Source organism: Halomonas salsilacus, assembly GCF_051216275.1.
Classification (GTDB): Bacteria; Pseudomonadota; Gammaproteobacteria; order Pseudomonadales; family Halomonadaceae; genus Halomonas.
In genome coordinates this window covers 66,679-83,946 of the sequence record NZ_JBPKAQ010000013.1, presented here as the reverse complement: position 1 = coordinate 83,946, position 17,268 = coordinate 66,679, and the positions used below count along the sequence as shown (strand labels likewise).

Annotated in this window: 13 protein-coding genes; 8 read left to right on the top strand and 5 right to left on the bottom strand. The window is 65.5% G+C overall.

The window, feature by feature from the left end:
• A partial coding sequence (locus tag ACR80S_RS16115) for a calcium-binding protein (RefSeq protein ID WP_435403819.1) occupies positions 1-1,857 on the top strand: 1,857 nt, incomplete at its 5' end.
• Positions 1,858-1,986: 129 nt separating this feature from the next.
• Positions 1,987-2,325 carry a tryptophan synthase subunit beta like protein gene (locus ACR80S_RS16110; protein ID WP_435402139.1) on the top strand — a complete coding sequence of 113 codons (339 nt, stop codon included), beginning with the start codon at positions 1,987-1,989 and terminating at the stop codon, positions 2,323-2,325.
• Between the two features lie 98 nt (positions 2,326-2,423).
• On the opposite strand, the gene ACR80S_RS16105 is transcribed toward ACR80S_RS16110, so the two are convergent.
• The 5 genes from ACR80S_RS16105 to ACR80S_RS16085 form a co-directional block, all read right to left on the bottom strand.
• Positions 2,424-4,340, bottom strand: coding sequence for a bifunctional diguanylate cyclase/phosphodiesterase (locus ACR80S_RS16105; RefSeq protein WP_435402138.1), 1,917 nt, complete (start codon positions 4,338-4,340; stop codon positions 2,424-2,426).
• Positions 4,341-4,373: 33 nt separating this feature from the next.
• Positions 4,374-5,078 carry a transglutaminase-like cysteine peptidase gene (locus tag ACR80S_RS16100; RefSeq protein WP_435403823.1) on the bottom strand — a complete coding sequence of 235 codons (705 nt, stop codon included), beginning with the start codon at positions 5,076-5,078 and terminating at the stop codon, positions 4,374-4,376.
• Positions 5,079-5,186: 108 nt separating this feature from the next.
• Positions 5,187-6,377 carry a cation diffusion facilitator family transporter gene (locus tag ACR80S_RS16095; protein ID WP_435402137.1) on the bottom strand — a complete coding sequence of 397 codons (1,191 nt, stop codon included), beginning with the start codon at positions 6,375-6,377 and terminating at the stop codon, positions 5,187-5,189.
• 61 nt (positions 6,378-6,438) lie between these two features.
• Positions 6,439-7,611 (bottom strand): 1-acyl-sn-glycerol-3-phosphate acyltransferase, encoded by a 1,173-nt coding sequence (locus tag ACR80S_RS16090; protein WP_435403818.1) that lies wholly within the window; start codon positions 7,609-7,611, stop codon positions 6,439-6,441.
• A 4-nt stretch (positions 7,612-7,615) separates the two neighbouring features.
• Positions 7,616-8,542, bottom strand: coding sequence for a recombination-associated protein RdgC (locus tag ACR80S_RS16085; RefSeq protein WP_435403817.1), 927 nt, complete (start codon positions 8,540-8,542; stop codon positions 7,616-7,618).
• A 178-nt stretch (positions 8,543-8,720) separates the two neighbouring features.
• On the opposite strand from ACR80S_RS16085, the gene ACR80S_RS16080 reads away from it, so the two are divergent.
• The 6 genes from ACR80S_RS16080 (at position 8,721) to cmk (ending at position 17,157) form a co-directional block, all read left to right on the top strand.
• The gene (locus ACR80S_RS16080; RefSeq protein WP_435402134.1) at positions 8,721-9,152 is read left to right on the top strand and encodes an acyl-CoA thioesterase; all 432 of its coding nucleotides are present in this window, start codon (positions 8,721-8,723) and stop codon (positions 9,150-9,152) included.
• A gap of 110 nt (positions 9,153-9,262) precedes the next feature.
• On the top strand, positions 9,263-11,995 hold the full coding sequence (gene gyrA, locus ACR80S_RS16075) for a DNA gyrase subunit A (protein ID WP_435403816.1): 2,733 nt from the start codon (positions 9,263-9,265) through the stop codon (positions 11,993-11,995).
• A complete protein-coding gene (gene serC, locus ACR80S_RS16070) occupies positions 11,982-13,082 on the top strand; it encodes a 3-phosphoserine/phosphohydroxythreonine transaminase (RefSeq protein ID WP_435402132.1) in 1,101 nt (366 codons plus the stop codon). Before gyrA ends, serC begins: the two co-directional genes overlap by 14 nt.
• A 5-nt stretch (positions 13,083-13,087) precedes the next feature.
• Complete coding sequence (gene pheA, locus ACR80S_RS16065) at positions 13,088-14,179, top strand: prephenate dehydratase (RefSeq protein ID WP_435402131.1); 1,092 nt, start codon at positions 13,088-13,090, stop codon at positions 14,177-14,179.
• A 3-nt stretch (positions 14,180-14,182) separates the two neighbouring features.
• Positions 14,183-16,462 (top strand): bifunctional prephenate dehydrogenase/3-phosphoshikimate 1-carboxyvinyltransferase, encoded by a 2,280-nt coding sequence (locus ACR80S_RS16060; protein WP_435403815.1) that lies wholly within the window; start codon positions 14,183-14,185, stop codon positions 16,460-16,462.
• Positions 16,459-17,157: a (d)CMP kinase gene (cmk, locus tag ACR80S_RS16055; RefSeq protein ID WP_435402129.1), complete on the top strand. Its 699-nt coding sequence runs from the start codon at positions 16,459-16,461 to the stop codon at positions 17,155-17,157. The genes ACR80S_RS16060 and cmk overlap by 4 nt, the downstream gene beginning before the upstream one ends.
• The last annotated feature ends 111 nt before the right edge of the window (positions 17,158-17,268 follow it).

The window sequence follows — 17,268 nt, the reverse complement described above, 5'->3', positions numbered from 1 at the left end:
ACGCTGACCGCAGCGGCGGATCACAGCGAGGGCGAGGTGGTTGACGAGATCACCTACACGACCACCGATCAGTTCGGTAACACCCAGACCAACACCCTGTCGGTGACTATCGTTGATGATCAGCCGGTCTTTATCAGCCCCAATATCGGTTTCCTGGTCAATGATCCCGGTTCCGACTTCAATGGCTTCGTGGGTAAACTCGATCTGGATGGTCAGGTCGAGGACAACTTTGGCGCCGATCAGGATGGCTCAGTCAGGTTTACTGCCACCAATGGAACTGCCGCTGGGCTGACTGCGGGTGGCGCCATGATCTATCTGTATGTCAGCGAAGATGGCCAGACGCTCATTGGCTCAACCTTTGCCAATGGGGAGGGTGCGGACAGCCTGGATGTGCAATCGCAGAAGATGTTTACTGTCAATCTGAGCGTGGATCCAGACGGCGAAGATACCTACAATTTTACACTACACCATCAGATTGATGGTGGTGCAGGAAGCTTCTCCGTTGACGCCGGAGGATATGACCCTTCAGGCGGTAACTCTACATATTACTTCTTCAATGATACTAATGCTGACAGGGATGTCATGCTTAGTTCAACCTCTGGTGGTACGGTCAATTCCAGTGCCAATCAGCTCGGCGTTGATAAGGGGCCGACAATAGATCCCGGTACTGGGATGAGGATCGACTATGTGAATAACCTAAGGGGGGATCCGAAAGACGCCAATAATAATCCGATGTCATTTGACGGCCATTACAATGTCAATGGTGCTACCGTATTTATCTATACGAAAGGGGCCAGTAGTGTTCGTTTTGTCGCGAAGGACGACCCTGGTGGGAATACTACCGTTGGTGATGGTGTCCAAGATGAAATCACCGCGGTTATTATTCGCTACGCTGGCACAGAGATGACCGTATTCAAGAATGAGATGAATACTGATCAAACGGCTGGTGAATGGTCCACGGTGACCGTTGGTTTAGTTGATTTCGCTGTCAATTTTACCGAATTCGAAGCAATTGTAGGTGGCGTTCGTGATAACACAGAAGTTGGTGTGGTCACCCAGGATGGCTTCAACAGCCTTGAGATTTGGCACTATTCAGGTGCTGACTTTGGTGTGGCGGGCTTCAGTGGCGTTTCCTTTACACCCGGTGAAGCCGTCGATCTCGGCATCGACATTGATGTCATCGATGGTGATGGCGACAGTTTGACCGTGATGGACGCCATCAAGCTTCAGCTGGCTCCGGACAGCCATGTGGTCCAGGAAGGGGGTGATGATAACGACACCCTGACGGTTATCGACGGAACCGAGGGCATGCTGCTGGGTGGTGGTGGCAACGATACCCTTACTGGTAATCAGGGCAACGATATCATCTACGGCGGGGATGGTGACGACATTATCCGAGGTGTGGGTGGCGATAACCTGCTCTACGGTGGTGCCGGCGATGACATCATCACCGGTGGTGCCGGCAACGATACCATCATCGGTGGAGCCGGCGACGACACCCTGACGGGTGGCGGTGGCAACAACGTCTTCGTCTGGCACCTGGGTGACCAGGGTAGCGTAGGCGATGAGGCTAGCGATGCCGTGACTGACTTTACTCTCGACGGTGGCGGGGCCGACAAGCTGGTGCTCTCGGATCTGCTACAGGGCATGGCGTCCAGTGATGATCTCTCCAGCTACCTGCATGCTGCAGAAGATGCAGACGGCAACACCGTCTTGCATATCAGCTCGGCGGGAGAACTGGCCGTCGAGAACGGATCCATCGGTGGGGCCGATCAGGTCATTTTCCTGGAGGGCGTTGCCTACAGTGATAGCTTGATTCAGCAGATGCTTGATGACGGGCGGCTCGAAATCGAGTAACCCTGATCCACCCTAACCAAGCGCTCGGCTCTGCCGGGCGTTTTTTCCATTGCCATGCCACTCATCCATGCTGCGCGGTCGGCTGATCTGGCCTAGCATGGTCGTTATAGCCTGTTAGAGAGAGCCTTCATGTACATCAAGCGCGCCAAAGAAGGTCACATCGAATTGGTCAGCCGGGAGGCGTCGCCGGACTGCCGGGAGTTCCTGGCGGCGGATTCGCCTGAGCTGCTGGCCTTCCTGATGGAGGATGAAGCGGCCAGGGGGCATGCACACTTTCAGGCCTCGGATTTGGCCTTCGTGCGGGTGCTGGAGGACGTGATCGAGGTGCTGATGGACAAGGGGGTGATCAGTTTCACCGAGTTGCCCGAACCGGCCCAGCAGAAGGTGATGGAGCGCCAGTCGCTGCGTCGGCGGCTGAACGGCCTGAGCCTGGTAGGCAATGGTGATGAGGAGAGCGAGGTGATCTGAGGATGGCGCCTGTTCCCTGAACCAGAAGCTGGCTTATTTTCTATTACGCCCACCCCCACTCCCCGCAAATGCGGGGCGTGGGCGTTCTACGGTAGGCATCAGGCGGGCCTGTCGTGCTGACGAACGCCGGGGCCGGTGACACCGTCCATGCCCAGTTCGTAGAGCAGTTCGGCTTCCTGCAGGCTGTCGACGCCCTCGGCGATGGCCAGGATACCGATGGAGTGTGAGAGGGTAGCCATGCCGCGCAGGATGGTCTGCTGCTCGGGGCTGCGGTCGACCCCCTTGACCAGGGAGGCGTCGATCTTGAGGTAGCTGAGCCCCAGATCCTGAAGATCGGAGATGCGTCGGAACTCGCGGCCGACGTGTTCAAGGCCGAGCTTGCAGCCGAAGGGCTGCAGTTCACGGCACAGGCTGCGGAAGTTTTCCAGGTCGTGGATGACCATGGCCTCGGGCACTTCCAGCCACAGTTTGGCCGCGGCCTCCCGGTGGGAATGGATCAGATTGCGAAGGTCGAGCACAAAGCGGGCATCGCACACCGAGGCGGGCGATAGGTTGATGCCCAGCGGCTTACCGTGGCGCGAGATCTCCTTGACGGCCTCGCGGGCCACGGCCATGTCCAGGGTGGTGTCCAGCTCCAGGCGCGAAATCCAAGGCATGAAGATGCCGGCCGGGCGCCACTCGCCCTTCAGGCGCAGCCGCGAGGGGCACTCCAGGTGGAGCAGCTTGCCGTTGGCGTCCAGCACCGGGAAGCGCCCCAGGTAGACGCCGGCCTGCAGGGCCTCCTTCAGCGCCGTTCGCCAGTCGGCATGGCTGTTGAACAACGGCAGGCGCTGAGACCCTTCGGCGATCAGCTGCGCCAGGTCACCGCGGTTCTCGGCGGTGGCGAGTGCGCCGTCCAGGCTGGCCAGCAGGGCCGCGGGCTTATCCTCCTGGGAGTAGGCGATCAGCGAGGAGGGCAGGCCGAGGTTGATGCGCTCCTCCTGTTTGTGCAGGGCATCCAGCCGCTGGGTGAGCTCCTGGCCGATGCCCTGGAGGTCGACCCGGCCCGGCACCAGCAGGGCGAAGTCGCCGCCCCCGAGGCGCCCGGCGATGCCGCCGCCGCTGACCTTGCCGAGCTGTTCCAGTTCCTGGCCGAGCGCTCTGAGCAGGTGGTCGGTGTCGGCGTGGCCCAGCCGTTCGCTGACCTCGCCTAGCCGGGCCAGGCGGACAAGGGCGAAGCTGCCACTGGCTCGGGCGCCACTGCTCTCCAGCATGACAGTGAGCTGGCCAAGGAACGCCTCGCGGTTGAATACGCCGGTGACGGTGTCGTGCTGCAAGCGCTGCCTGAGCACGTCGAGTCGCTCGCTCTCGCGGCCGAGCATGTCGCGCACGGAGCCGGAGAGCTGGTTCATGGCCTGAACCACCTCCTTCAATTCGCGAGTGCGCGGCTCGGGGGAAGTGGTGAAGCGGCGGTTACCGATGTCGCGAGCCTGGGCCACCACGGCGCGCAGCGGGCGGCGGATGGTGCGCACGACCCAGGCGGCCAGCGCCAGGCTGATCGCACCGGCCAGGGCGAACCAGCCGAGCAGCTCCAGGCTGCTGCGCCACAGGGATTGATAGGCGAAGCTGTGGTGGGTGGCGACGCTCAGGGTGCCGTACTGACGCCAGCCGTCCTGGACCACCGCCTGGGCGGGGGGGACCTCGAAGCGCACCAGGTCGACGAACCAGCCGGGAGCGCCCTCGACTGCCTCGCTGCCCTCCCGGTTCTCGATCACCTCGCCCTGGGGGTTGTGCAGTTCGACCAGCCGGTAGTGGCCGGTGTCGAACTGGGCCGCGACCAGCAGGCCGATAGTCACCGGGTCCTTGTCGAGCTGGCTCAGGGTCAGCGCCAGGGCGTTGGCGTTGTCGGCGTTCTTGATCTGCACTTCCTGCTGCATGTAGTGGCGGCTGCTGGTGACGCCGATGAACAGGCTGCCGCCGAAGGCCAGCAACAGCAGTACCACGATGGTCAGCCAGAGCTGCTTGATAAGCGACATGTTGTTGTGCTCCCCACGGGTGTGTCACCCGAATCAGATGAATCCCTGCTCACGCATGCGGTCGATCACGTTGCGCCAGCGCGATAGCCGCGCCAGCGGGTCGGCCCGTGATTCGGTGCTTCCCCCGGCCCACAATCCCTGGCTGTTGAAGCTGAACAGCGGGTCGAGGTCGGTGCGCTGGCCGCCCGGCGTGATCGACGGCACGAGGTTGTCCAGAATCAGCGGCTCCGCCGCCGGCGTCTCGTACCAGCCCAGCACCATGTGGGCCTGGGTGATCTGGCTGCGGCCGATGCGCGCCCGCACGTAGATCATGCGCAGCTGGCTGCCGGGCACGCCGAGCTGCTTCAAGGTGATGTACTTGGCGATGGAGTAGTCCTCGCAGTCCCCCTGGCCGCGGCCCAGGGTCTCCAACGGCGTGGCCCAGAAATCCTCGCGCCCCCAGTTGTCGATGTCGTCGACCCAGCGCACTCGGCGGTTGAAGAAGTCGTTGACCTCGCCCAGCTGATTCTGGAGCGGGGCGCCGCGCAGTCGTTCGAGCAGGGCGAACCAGTCCTCAAGAGCGTTCATCCCCTGCTGACCATAGAGGCTCTGCATGCTCTGGCGAAGCCGCGCGGGGTCAAGGCTGGCGGTGGCCGGCCCCGTGCACAGTCCTAGCCCTGTCGCCAGCAGCAGGGCGCCGAGCCCCGCCAGAAAGCGGCGGCGGCCCGGCGACACTGGACGACGGGGCGAGGAGGGCATCATGGCGGGACTCGGGTAGATCGGCGTTTGCTGAATTCTAGGCGCAGGTGCTGCCTAATGCGAATGCCTTATGGGGCTCATACCCTGATGGGAAGATACCCCAAGGGCTCATCCCCTGCCGGGGCCCTGCCAGACCCGCAGCCGACCGATCCAGCGATGATCGCGGCAGGCGTCACGCAGCTCGTCGGCGGCCTGATCCAGGTTCTGCCCGTCGGGCAGGGCGTTGACGAAGATCGAAACGTCCACCTGGTTGTCCAGATAGTGAAGATCCAGGGCGACCCGGGTGTGCCAGACGCCCACGTCGCGCCAGGTCTCGTCGAGCATGCCCTCTATGTCGCCGCGCAGCGGCAGGCCTGGGCGCAGGCTATGTTCGGTCTCGCCGGCATCATCCTCCGGGTCGATGTGGAAGGTCACGTCGGCCAACACCGGGAAGGCCTCGCGCAGGCGCCGGGTCACGGCGTTGCCGATCTCGTGGGCCTCGGAGACGGTGACCCGCGGCGGCACCACGATATGCAGGTCCAGCACCGCCTGGCTGCCCAGGGTGCGCGTGCGCAGGTCGTGGACGCCCCGCACGCCCGGGATCCGCTCGGCCAGCGCCTGCATCTCCTGGCGCTCCGGTTCAGGCAGGGCGGTGTCGATGAGCTCCTGGCTCGACTCCCACAGCAGCCGGCCGCCCACCTGGCCGACCATCACGCCCACCACGATGGCGGCCACGGCGTCCATCCAGCCAGCGCCGAACTGGGCCGCGATCAGGCCCACCAGTACTACCACGGTGGAGAGGGCATCGGAGCGGGAGTGCCAGGCGTTGGCCTCCAGGAGCCGCGAGTTGACCCGCTTGGCGACGCGCATGGTGTAGCGGTAGATCCACTCCTTGGCGAGCAGGGCGACCACCGCGATGCCGATGGCCCAGAGCCCCGGGGCGGGAATCGGCTCGCCGGCGACCAGCCGGGTGACGCTGGCCCAGGCGATGCCGCCGGCGACGAAGATCAGCACACCGCCCAGCCACAGGGTGGCGAGGGTCTCGATGCGGCCGTGGCCGTAGGGGTGGTTGCTATCCGGCTCCTGGCGGCCGAAGTGGGTCGCGGCCAGTACGAAGACATCGGTGAGGATGTCCGAAAAGGAGTGGATGCCGTCGGCCACCAGGGCCGCCGAGCCCACCATGAACCCGGTGACCATCTTGGCGACGCCCACCACGAAGTCGATCACCGCGCCAATCAGCGTGACCTTGTGCGCCTCGCGGGTCTGGGCGCCGCGGTCGGGCGGAACGTGCGGGTGGTGATGGCCGTGGGCGTGTGCCATGGCGTCCTCGCTGTCAGGGGGCGATGCGGTCAGGGATCGATGTCGTCAGGAGGTCAGGGCGTCAGGACTCGATGCGGCCGGCCTTGTTGCGTACCGGGTTGGCGTACTGGGCCAGCCACCAGGGGCGCAGCTCGGCAGGCACCTGCTGCAGGCGTGCCTGGAAGCGGGCGCGGTCGGCATCGCTGATGGAGGCGTGGTCGATCAGTTCCGGGGCGTCGCCCAGCGCCTCCAGGGCCAGGTAGTGGCTGGGAAAGAGGTGGTAGCCGGCCAGCACCTGGCGGTCGATCTCGACGGCCACGGCCTCGGGGCTGTCGAGATCGGCGGCAAGCGGGGTGCCGAAGGTCAGCTGCACGCGCCCCTTGTGGCCGGTGATGCCGGCGACGATGGACTGGATGTCCTCGAACTGTTCCTTCTCGTAGTTGCCGCTGGTGTGCAGGGCGTGGAGCTCCCGGGCCTTCTGCACGTCGCAGGGGTCGTACTCATAGCTGATCGACACCGGCACCAGGCGCAGCTCGGCGATCGCCTCGCCGATGCCCACGCCGCGCTGCTCGGCCCGTCGGGCCATGGTCATCATCTTGATGATCGCCGGGTCGGTGCGGTCGATGCCGTCCTTGGCGCGCCCCTCGCGCTGGGCCATCCAGATCGAGTGGTTGTCCCCGTTGAGGGAGTGGCGGATATAGCTCGACAGCTTCTGATAGGCGGCCAGCATGGCGCGCTTTCCGCGGGCGCTGCGCGGTACGATGAAGCTCTTGTTGAGGCGCATCAGGTCGGTGACGTAGGGCTTCTTGAGCAGGTTGTCGCCGATGGCGATACGCACCGTGTCGCGCCCGGCCAGGTAGAGAGAATAGTTGACGAAGGCCGGGTCCAGGGAGATGTCGCGATGGTTGCCGATGAACAAATAGGCGGTCTCGGCATCCAGGGCGTCGAGCCCCTTGACCTGGAAGTCGTCGGTGGTGGTACGAATCATGCGCTCCATGTAGCTGGCGATGCGCATCTGAAAGTCGTACACGCTGGTCACGCCGCGCACCTCGCGGCGAATGGCGAGGCTGGCCAGGGTGCTGGAGAGCCGTGGCATGAAACGTGACAGCCGCGGCAACCGAAAGCGGGTCAGGGCGGAAAGCAGCTCCGGGTCCTGGGCCAGGCGGGCGAGGACGTCGGCCACCTCTTCGTCGCGATAGGGGCGGATCTCGGCCCAGGGATCGGCGGATGAGGCGTCAGAGTGTTGGTCGGTCATGGCGTCACACGTCACGGTTCGCGGTGCCTGCCTCGCCGTCAAGCCAGGCGATCAGGCGCTCGATGTTCGTGCCCATGGCCTCGGCCATCAACACGAAGTCGGTCTCCAGGCGCACCAGGGAATCGTCGCCGTCGTCGGAGGCGTTGGCCTCGTCGATCAGGGCGTCACCGAAACGCAGCGACTTCAGCGCCAGGTCGTCATGCAGCACGAAGCTTAGCCGCCCCTCGATCTCTAGGGCCAGCTTGCTGGCCTGGCGGCCGCTCTCCAGCAGCTGCTGGATCTCGTCGCTGTCAAGGTCGACCTGACGGGCACGCAGCACGCCGTCGTCGCCCTTGGCCTTGAGCTCCACCTGGTCGCCCAGCACCAGGTCGGCGGGCCGCGAGGCGGGATCCACCAGCCACTGGGTCATGGCGCGCATGGGCAGGGTCTGGCTGGCCAGGGGGGTCACCTTGAGGCTGCCAAGGGTCTCGCGCAGCAGGTCGAGCAGCTCCTCGGCACGGGTGCTGGAGCTGGCATTGACGCCGATCAGTTGCCGGCGGGTGTCCCACCACAGGTCGATCTTCTGACTGCGCACGAAGGCGCGTGGCAGCAGTTCCTCGATCACCTGCTCCTTGATGGCGATCTTCTCCTGGCGGCGCAGCTTTCGCCCCTCCCGGGCCTCGACGTCGGCGGCGCGCTCTTCCACCTCTTCACGCACCACGGAGGAGGGCAGCAGCCGCTCCTGGCGCAGGGCACTGAGTAGTCGCTGGCCCTGGAGTTCGTGCAGACGCGCGGTGCCGGCGCGCCCGGCGGGCGCAGTCCAGCCCAGCCGGCGAGGATCCTGGCTGCCCAGTGGCCGGGCGGCGTGCTCGGCCAGGGCCTCCTCGAGGGTGGCAGCATCCAGCGTCGGCGCATCGTTCAGGCGATAAAGGTGCAAGTGCTTGAACCACATGAAGCATTTCCCGAGGCAAAAAGGTTGGCCATTATCCCTGAAGGGGGGCGGGGGTGCCAGCGGGGAGCCGGGTTGTGGTGAGCTTGAAACGACTGTTTGAAATTGCGCGCCGGCATGGCCAGAATCGCCAAGGTGCCCATCAATGTCATTATCAAGGTCTTTCTCAAGGAGCCATGCCATGGATTCTCGCCTCTCGACCAGCCACCTGCGGGTGCGCGGCTATCATCTGGACGGCTACGGTCACGTCAACAACGCACGCTATCTGGAATTTCTGGAGGAGGGGCGCTGGGGCTACTTCGATGACCGCCCGGCCCTGGCCCGGCGGCTGATGGGCGGAGACCTGGCCTTCGTGGCCGTGAACCTCAACATCGACTACCGAGAGGCGGCGGTGGCGGGTGACGACCTGGAGATCCGCACCCGTCTCTCGGCCCTGGGCGGGCGTAGCGCCAGGATGAGCCAGGAGATCCGTCGCGTGCGCGACGACGCCCTGGTCAGCGCGGCCACCCTGACCTTCGTGCTGCTCGACGTGGCCGCCAACCAGGCGCTGCCCATCGAGGCCGAGATTCGCGAGCTGCTCGAGCCCCTGGTGATGGAGCAGGCGCTCGCATAGCCATCTGCCTTTGCTCTGTCCGCGGTGGTATGATGTAGCGCTATCATGGCGCCCACGGCAACGCCGGAGAGGGCGGCCAACCTCTTGCAGTGCAAAGGATTCGACGACTCATGGGTGACATCGCCAGAGAGATTCTGCCAGTCAACATCGAGGACGAACTGAAGCAGTCGTACCTCGATTACGCGATGAGCGTGATCATCGGCCGGGCGCTGCCGGATGTGCGCGATGGCCTGAAGCCGGTTCACCGGCGCGTGCTGTTCGCCATGCACGAGCTCGGCAACGACTGGAACAAGCCTTACAAGAAGTCGGCCCGCGTGGTCGGCGACGTGATCGGTAAGTATCACCCCCATGGTGACAGCGCCGTCTATGACACCATCGTGCGCATGGCCCAGCACTTCTCCATGCGCCACGTGCTGGTCGACGGTCAGGGCAACTTCGGTTCTATCGACGGCGACAGCGCCGCCGCCATGCGTTACACCGAGGTGCGCATGTCCAAGCTGTCCCACGAGCTGCTGGCCGACCTGGAGAAGGACACCGTCGACTGGGTCGACAACTACGACGGTACCGAGCGCATCCCCGAGGTGCTGCCCACCAAGGTGCCCAACCTGCTGATCAACGGCTCCTCGGGCATTGCCGTGGGCATGGCCACCAATATCCCGCCCCACAACATGGGCGAGATCATCAGCGCCTGTCTGGCGCTGATCGACGACTACACCCTCAGCGTCGATGACCTGATCGAGTTCATTCCGGGGCCGGACTTCCCCACCGGGGCCATCATCAACGGCCGCGCCGGCATCATCGAAGCCTACCGCACCGGCCGCGGGCGCATCTACGTGCGCGCCTGTCACACCATCGAGCATGACGACAAGAGCGGTCGCGACCACATCATCGTCAACGAGCTGCCCTATCAGGTGAACAAGGCGCGGCTGATCGAGAAGATCGCCGAGCTGGTCAAGGACAAGAAGATCGAGGGCATCGCCGAGCTGCGCGACGAGTCCGACAAGGACGGCCTGCGGGTGGTGATCGAGACCAAGCGCGGCGAGTCCGGCGAGGTGGTGGTCAACAACCTGTTCGCCCAGACCCAGCTGCAGACGGTCTTCGGCATCAACATGGTGGCCATCGAGGACGGCCAGCCGAAGATCATGAACCTCAAGCAGATCCTCGAGGCCTTCATCCGCCACCGCCGCGAGGTGGTGACCCGGCGGACCCTTTACGAGCTGAAGAAGGCCCGCGAGCGTGGCCACATCCTCGAGGGGCTCACCGTCGCCATCTCCAACATCGACGAGGTGATCGAGCTGATCAAGGCCTCGCCGAATGCCGCCGAGGCCAAGGAGAAGCTGCTGGCGCGCAGCTGGCCGCCCGGCCAGGTCACCGGCATGCTCGAGCGCGCAGGCGCCACCTCCTGCAAGCCCGAGGAGCTCGAGGAGGGCTTCGGCCTCGACGACGCGAGAGTCTCTTATCGGCTGTCGCCGGCCCAGGCCCAGGCCATCCTCGAGCTGCGGCTGCACCGCCTGACCGGGCTCGAGACCGAGAAACTGCTCGACGAGTACCTGAGCATTCTCGAGAAGATTGCCGAGCTGATGGCCATCCTGGCCTCCAGCGAGCGTCTGCTCGAGGTGATTCGCGAGGAGCTGATCGCCGTGCGTGACCAGTTCGGCGACAAGCGCCGCACCGAGATCCAGGCCAGCCACCTCGACCTGTCCATGGAGGACCTGATCGCCGAGGAGGACATGGTGGTCACCGTATCGCGCTCCGGTTACGCCAAGACCCAGCCGCTCTCCGACTACCAGGCCCAGCGCCGCGGTGGGCGCGGCAAGTCCGCCACCGCCATGAAGGATGAGGACATTATCGAGCATCTGCTGGTGGCCTCGACCCACGATACCGTTCTGCTGTTCTCCAACCGCGGCAAGGTCTACTGGCTCAAGGTCTACGAGATGCCGGTGGCCAGCCGCGGCTCGCGGGGCAAGCCGCTGGTCAACATGCTGCCTCTGGATGAGGGCGAGGCGATCAACGCCATCCTGCCGGTGCGCGACTATGACCCGGAGAGCTACATCTTCTTCGCCACCGCCCGCGGCACCGTCAAGCGCACCAGCCTCGAGCAGTTCTCGCGGCCGCGCAGCGTGGGCCTGATCGCCATCGATCTCGAGGAGGGCGACCGCCTGATCGGCGCCGCCATCACTACAGGCTCCGACCACGCCATGCTGCTGTCGTCCAACGGTAAGGCGATCCGCTTCGAGGAGGGCAACGTGCGCGCCATGGGTCGCACCGCCCGCGGCGTGCGCGGCATGCGCCTGCTGAATGATGCCGAGGTGATCAGCCTGATCATCCCCCAGAGCCAGCAGATCGACGCCGAGGCCGATGTGGAGACTGAGAGTGAGGCCGAGGTCGAGGAGGGCGTCACCGTCGAGAACGGCAACGGCGGCCAGATCTACATCCTCACCGCCAGCGAGAACGGCTACGGCAAGCGTAGCCGTCTCGAGGAGTTCCCGCTGCGCGGCCGCGGCGGCCAGGGCGTGATCGCCATGCAGACGAGCGAGCGCAATGGCTCGCTCGTCGCCGCCATGCAGGTCTACTCCACCGACGAGATGATGTTGATCACCGACCGCGGCACCCTGGTGCGCACCCGGGTCGAGGAGGTCTCCATCACCTCGCGCAACACCCAGGGCGTGATGCTGATCCGCCTGGGCAACGACGAGAAGCTGGTCAAGACCGTGCGTATCGATGAGCCGGGCGACGCTTCCCCGGAAGAAGAAGAAGCGGGGACAGACCCACAGTTCGACGCCGATGCAGTTGACGAGGCGGGTGAACAGGCAAGTGCAGAGGATAACGATGAGAAAGCATAACTTCTGCGCAGGCCCGGCGGCACTGCCCACCGCGGTGCTGGAGCGGGCCCGCGACGAGCTGCTCGACTACCACGGTCGCGGCCTCTCGGTAATGGAGATGAGCCATCGCTCGGCGGAGTATGTCGCCATCGCCGAGAAGGCCGAGGCTGACCTGCGCGAGCTGCTGGCCGTGCCGGCCAACTATCGGGTGCTCTTTACCCAGGGTGGCGCCACCCAGCAGTTCGCCGCGGTGCCCTACAACCTGCTCGGCCCGGGCGGGCGTGCCAACTTCCTCAATACCGGCATCTGGAGCAAGAAAGCCATCGGGGAGGCGCGCCACCTGTTCGGCGATGTCCACGTGGCGGCCTCCAGCGAGCCCGGCGGGCATCTGGCGGTGCCGCGCCCGGAGGAGATCATGCTCTCCGATGACGCCGCCTACCTGCACTACACCGCCAACGAGACCATCGGTGGCCTGGCCTTCGACTATATTCCCGATGCTCGGCGCCCCGATGGCTCCGAGGCGCCGCTGGTCTGCGACATGTCCTCGTCGATCCTCGCAGGCCCGCTGGATGTCTCGCCGTTCGGGGTGATCTATGCCGGTGCCCAGAAGAACATCGGTCCGGCCGGCCTGGTGGTGGTGATCGTGCGCGACGACCTGCTCGACCGCGCGCGCCAGGACATGCCGTCGCTGTTCGGCTACCAGGCGCTGGCAGAGGCCGGCTCCATGATCAATACCCCGGCCACCTATAGCTGGTACCTGGCCGGGCTGGTGTTCGAGTGGCTCAAGGACGAGGTCGGTGGCCTGGTCGCCATGGCGGCGATCAACGCCCGCAAGGCGCAGCGGCTCTATGGTGCCATCGATGCCAGCGACTTCTACGCCAATCCCATTGCCCTTCCCAACCGCTCGCGGATGAACGTGCCCTTCGTGCTGAATGACGCGCGCCTGGATGCACCCTTCCTGGCTGAGGCCGAGGCAGCGGGCCTGCTCAACTTACAGGGCCACCGCAGCGTGGGTGGCATGCGCGCCAGCCTCTACAACGCCGTGCCCGAATCCGCGGTGGAGGCACTGGTGGACTTCATGGCCGATTTCGAGAAGAGAAGGGGCTGACAAGCATGAGTGATACCCCCATCGATCTGGATGCGCTGCGACACCGCATCGACGACCTGGACGGCGACATCCTGCGCCTGATCAACGAGCGCGCCGACTGCGCCCAGCAGGTGGCCCAGGTGAAGAGCGCCGAGGACCCCGATACGGTCTTCTATCGCCCCGAGCGCGAGGCCCAGGTGTTGCGCCGTATCATGGCGCTGAACAAGGGCCCGCTGGACAGCGAGGAGATTGCCCGGCTGTTCCGCGAGATCATGTCCGCCTGTCTGGCCCTGGAGCAGCCGATCAAGGTCGCCTACCTGGGGCCGGAGGGCACCTTCACCCAGCAGGCGGCCCTGAAGCACTTCGGCGAGAGCGCCGTTAGCCTGCCCATGGCGGCCATCGACGAGGTGTTCCGCGAGGTGGAGGCGGGGGCGGTCAACTACGGGGTGGTGCCGGTGGAGAACTCCACCGAGGGAGTGATCAACCACACCCTGGACTCCTTCATGGACTCCAGTCTGCGCATCTGCGGTGAGGTGGTGCTGCGCATCCACCACCACCTGCTGGTGGGCGAGACCACTCGCCAGGACAAGGTCTCGCGGATCTACTCCCACCCCCAGTCTTTCGCCCAGTGCCGCAAGTGGCTCGATGCCCACTATCCCCACGCGGAACGGGTGCCGGTCTCCTCCAACGCGGAGGCGTCGCGCCTGGTCAAGACCGAATGGCACAGCGCGGCGATCGCCGGCGACATGGCGGCCAAGCTCTATGGCCTGACTCGCCTGGCCGAGAAGATCGAGGATCGCCCGGACAATTCCACGCGCTTCTTGATCATCGGCAACCAGGACGTACCCATGTCCGGCGAGGACAAGACCTCCATCGTGGTGGCCATGCGCAACCAGCCCGGCGCCCTCCACGACCTGCTGGAGCCCTTCCATCGTCACCAGATCGACATGACGCGCCTGGAGACCCGCCCCTCGCGCAGCGGCGTTTGGAACTACGTCTTCTTCATCGACTTCAAGGGGCACGGCGACGAGCCCCGTGTCGCCGCGGTACTGGAGGAGGTGCGTCTGCGCGCCGCCGAGGTGAAGGTGTTGGGCTCCTACCCGATCGGCGTGCTCTGAGACATGGCGTCGATGGTAAAATCGCCGGTCAATGAAGCGCGCATTTTAATCGTCGGCCTGGGCCTGATCGGTGGATCGCTCGCCGCGGCCCTGCGCGCCGACGGCTTTCGAGGCGCCATCCTTTCTTGCGACCCCGACGCCGACGAGATCGCCCGCGGCGTCGAGATGGGGCTGATCGATCGCGGCGCCACCGAGCTTTCCGCGATCATCGAGGGGGCGACCCTGATCGTGCTGGCGGTGCCGGTGCTGGCCATGCGCAGCGTGATGGTCGAATTGGCCGGCTGCCTGGGGCGGGCCGCCTCCGATGTCGTCATCACCGACGTAGGCAGCACCAAGGCGACCATTCGCGACGGCGCCCGCGAGGCCTTCGGCCAAGTGCCGCCGCGGCTGGTGCTGGGCCACCCCATCGCCGGCTCCGAGAAAAGCGGCGTGGCGGCGGCCAATCCTTCGCTCTATGTGCGCCATAAGGTGATCCTGACCCCGGAGCCCGACACCGACCCTGCGGCGCTTTCCCGGGTGAGCGCGCTGTGGGAGGCCTGCGGTGCCGAGGTGCTGGTGATGGACGTCGAGCGCCATGACCAGGTGCTGGCACGGACCAGTCACCTGCCGCACCTGCTTGCCTTCTCCCTGGTGGACACCCTGGCGCGTCAGGACGAGCGGATGGAGATCTTCCGCTACGCCGCCGGGGGCTTTCGCGATTTCACCCGTATCGCCGGCAGCGACCCGGTCATGTGGCGCGACATCTTCGTCGCCAACCGCGAGGCGGTGCTGTCCTCCCTGGACGACTTCGAGGCCGGCCTGGCGCGGCTGCGCCAGGCCATCGAGCGCGGTGACGGCGACGCCATGCTCGCGACCTTCGATCGCGCCCGCCACGCGCGTCACTACTTCGAATCCCTGCTCAACAAGACCAGTTATCAGGCGGAATATCAGATGCAACAGCAAGGCAAGCTGCGCTACCGGGTCGCCCCGGGCGGCGCCGTGACCGGCCGCATCCGCGTGCCCGGCGACAAGTCGATCTCCCACCGCTCCATCATGCTCGGCGCCCTGGCCGAGGGTGTCACCGAGGTGAAGGGCTTCCTGGAAGGGGAGGACAGCCTGGCCACCCTGCAGGCGTTCCGCGAGATGGGGGTGGCCATCGAGGGGCCGAATCATGGCCGCGTGACCGTGCACGGGGTGGGCATGCATGGTCTCAAGGCGCCGTCGGGGCCGCTCTATGTGGGCAACGCCGGTACCGCCATGCGCCTGTTCGCCGGACTGCTGGCCGGCCAGGCCTTCGATACCGAACTCACCGGCGATGCCTCGCTGACCAAGCGCCCCATGGGCCGGGTGGCTGATCCGCTGCGCCTGATGGGGGCGGTGATCGACACCAATGAGGGCGGTCGTCCGCCGCTGTGCATTCACGGCGGCCGCGCGCTCAAGGGCATCACCTACGACATGCCCATGGCCAGCGCCCAGGTGAAGTCCTGCCTGCTGCTGGCCGGGCTCTACGCCCAGGGCGAGACCCGCGTACGCGAGCCGGCGCCGACCCGCGATCACACCGAACGCATGCTCCAGGGCTTTGGCTACGAGGTGCATCGCGAGGGCGATACCTGCTGGCTCTCCGGCGGCGGCTGGCTGACCGCCGCGCCCATTGACGTGCCCGCGGACATCTCGTCTGCCACCTTCTTCCTGGTGGCGGCGGCGATCACCCCGGGGGCCGACCTGATCCTGGAGCACGTGGGCATCAACCCGACCCGCATCGGCGTGATCAACATCCTCAAGCTGATGGGCGCGGACCTGACGCTCGCCAACCAGCGCGAGGTGGGCGGCGAGCCGGTGGCGGACCTGCACATCCGCCATGCGCCGCTGAAGGGCATCGACATTCCCGTGGACCAGGTGCCGCTGGCCATCGACGAGTTCCCGGCGCTGTTCATCGCCGCGGCCAATGCCGAGGGCACCACTCGCCTGCGCGGGGCGGAGGAGCTGCGCGTCAAGGAGTCCGATCGCCTGCAGGCCATGGCCGACGGTTTGGCCACCATTGGCGTTACGCACACCCTGGTCGAGGATGGCATCGATATCGTGGGCGGCGGCAACCCGGAAGGTCCCAACTACGGTGGCGGACGCATCGACAGCCTGGGCGATCACCGCATCGCCATGTCATTCGCCATCGCCGCGCTGCGTGCCGGTGACGAGATCATCATCGACGACTGTGCCAACGTGGCCACCTCCTTCCCCGGCTTCATCGACCTGGTCCGCAAGGTGGGCCTGCGTATCGAGGAGGAAGCGGTCGAGGAGGGCGCATGACAATCGCCGAGACGGCCATGCCGGTCCTGGCCATCGACGGGCCCGGTGGCGCCGGTAAGGGCACCATCAGCCGCCTGGTCGCCGAGCGCCTGGGCTGGCACCTGCTCGATTCGGGCGCCCTTTATCGCCTCACGGCGCTGGCCGCTGGCAAGCACGGCGTGGCGCTGGATGACGAGACGGGGCTGGCCGGGGTCGCCGCCACGCTTGACGTGGTGTTCGTTGCCGAGACCGAGACGACCCATATCCTGCTGGAGGGCGAGGATGCCACCGCCGCCATCCGCACCGAACAGGTGGGCGATGCCGCTTCCCGGGTCGCGGCCCTGCCAGCGGTTCGCGAGGCACTGCTGGGCCGTCAGCGTGCCTTTCGCAAGTCGCCCGGCCTGGTGGCCGACGGCCGTGACATGGGCACCGTGGTGTTCACCGATGCCCCCCTGAAGATCTTCCTCACGGCTTCGGCCGAGGAGAGGGCGCGCCGGCGTCAGCTCCAGTTGCGGGAAGCGGGCGTGAATGCTAGTCTATCGAGTCTTTTGAAGGAGATTCAGGCGCGCGATGCACGCGACATGCAACGCAGCGTGGCCCCGCTCAAGCCGGCAGATGATGCCATCATGCTTGACACCACGCGCCTGACGATACCGGAAGTGGTGGATCGGCTGACGGAGTTGCTGACCGAGCGTGGTCTGGCATCCGCCACCTGAAACTCCCTTGCGGCGCCCCCGGCAGCATGTGATGACGTGGCTAGGCAGCGATTCCCGATAGCCGAGCCAGGTCGAACCAGCGCCAACATCTCCGGGGGTCTGGTAAATAAG

Excerpts from the sequence above, each read along its gene's own strand:
- ACR80S_RS16110 (WP_435402139.1), top strand. The coding sequence starts at position 1,987 with ATGTACATCAAGCGCGCCAAAGAAGGTCACATCGAATTGGTCAGCCGG.
- ACR80S_RS16105 (WP_435402138.1), bottom strand. The coding sequence starts at position 4,340 with ATGTCGCTTATCAAGCAGCTCTGGCTGACCATCGTGGTACTGCTGTTG.
- ACR80S_RS16100 (WP_435403823.1), bottom strand. The coding sequence starts at position 5,078 with ATGCCCTCCTCGCCCCGTCGTCCAGTGTCGCCGGGCCGCCGCCGCTTT.
- ACR80S_RS16095 (WP_435402137.1), bottom strand. The coding sequence starts at position 6,377 with ATGGCACACGCCCACGGCCATCACCACCCGCACGTTCCGCCCGACCGC.
- ACR80S_RS16090 (WP_435403818.1), bottom strand. The coding sequence starts at position 7,611 with ATGACCGACCAACACTCTGACGCCTCATCCGCCGATCCCTGGGCCGAG.
- ACR80S_RS16085 (WP_435403817.1), bottom strand. The coding sequence starts at position 8,542 with ATGTGGTTCAAGCACTTGCACCTTTATCGCCTGAACGATGCGCCGACG.
- ACR80S_RS16080 (WP_435402134.1), top strand. The coding sequence starts at position 8,721 with ATGGATTCTCGCCTCTCGACCAGCCACCTGCGGGTGCGCGGCTATCAT.
- gyrA (WP_435403816.1), top strand. The coding sequence starts at position 9,263 with ATGGGTGACATCGCCAGAGAGATTCTGCCAGTCAACATCGAGGACGAA.
- serC (WP_435402132.1), top strand. The coding sequence starts at position 11,982 with ATGAGAAAGCATAACTTCTGCGCAGGCCCGGCGGCACTGCCCACCGCG.
- pheA (WP_435402131.1), top strand. The coding sequence starts at position 13,088 with ATGAGTGATACCCCCATCGATCTGGATGCGCTGCGACACCGCATCGAC.
- ACR80S_RS16060 (WP_435403815.1), top strand. The coding sequence starts at position 14,183 with ATGGCGTCGATGGTAAAATCGCCGGTCAATGAAGCGCGCATTTTAATC.
- cmk (WP_435402129.1), top strand. The coding sequence starts at position 16,459 with ATGACAATCGCCGAGACGGCCATGCCGGTCCTGGCCATCGACGGGCCC.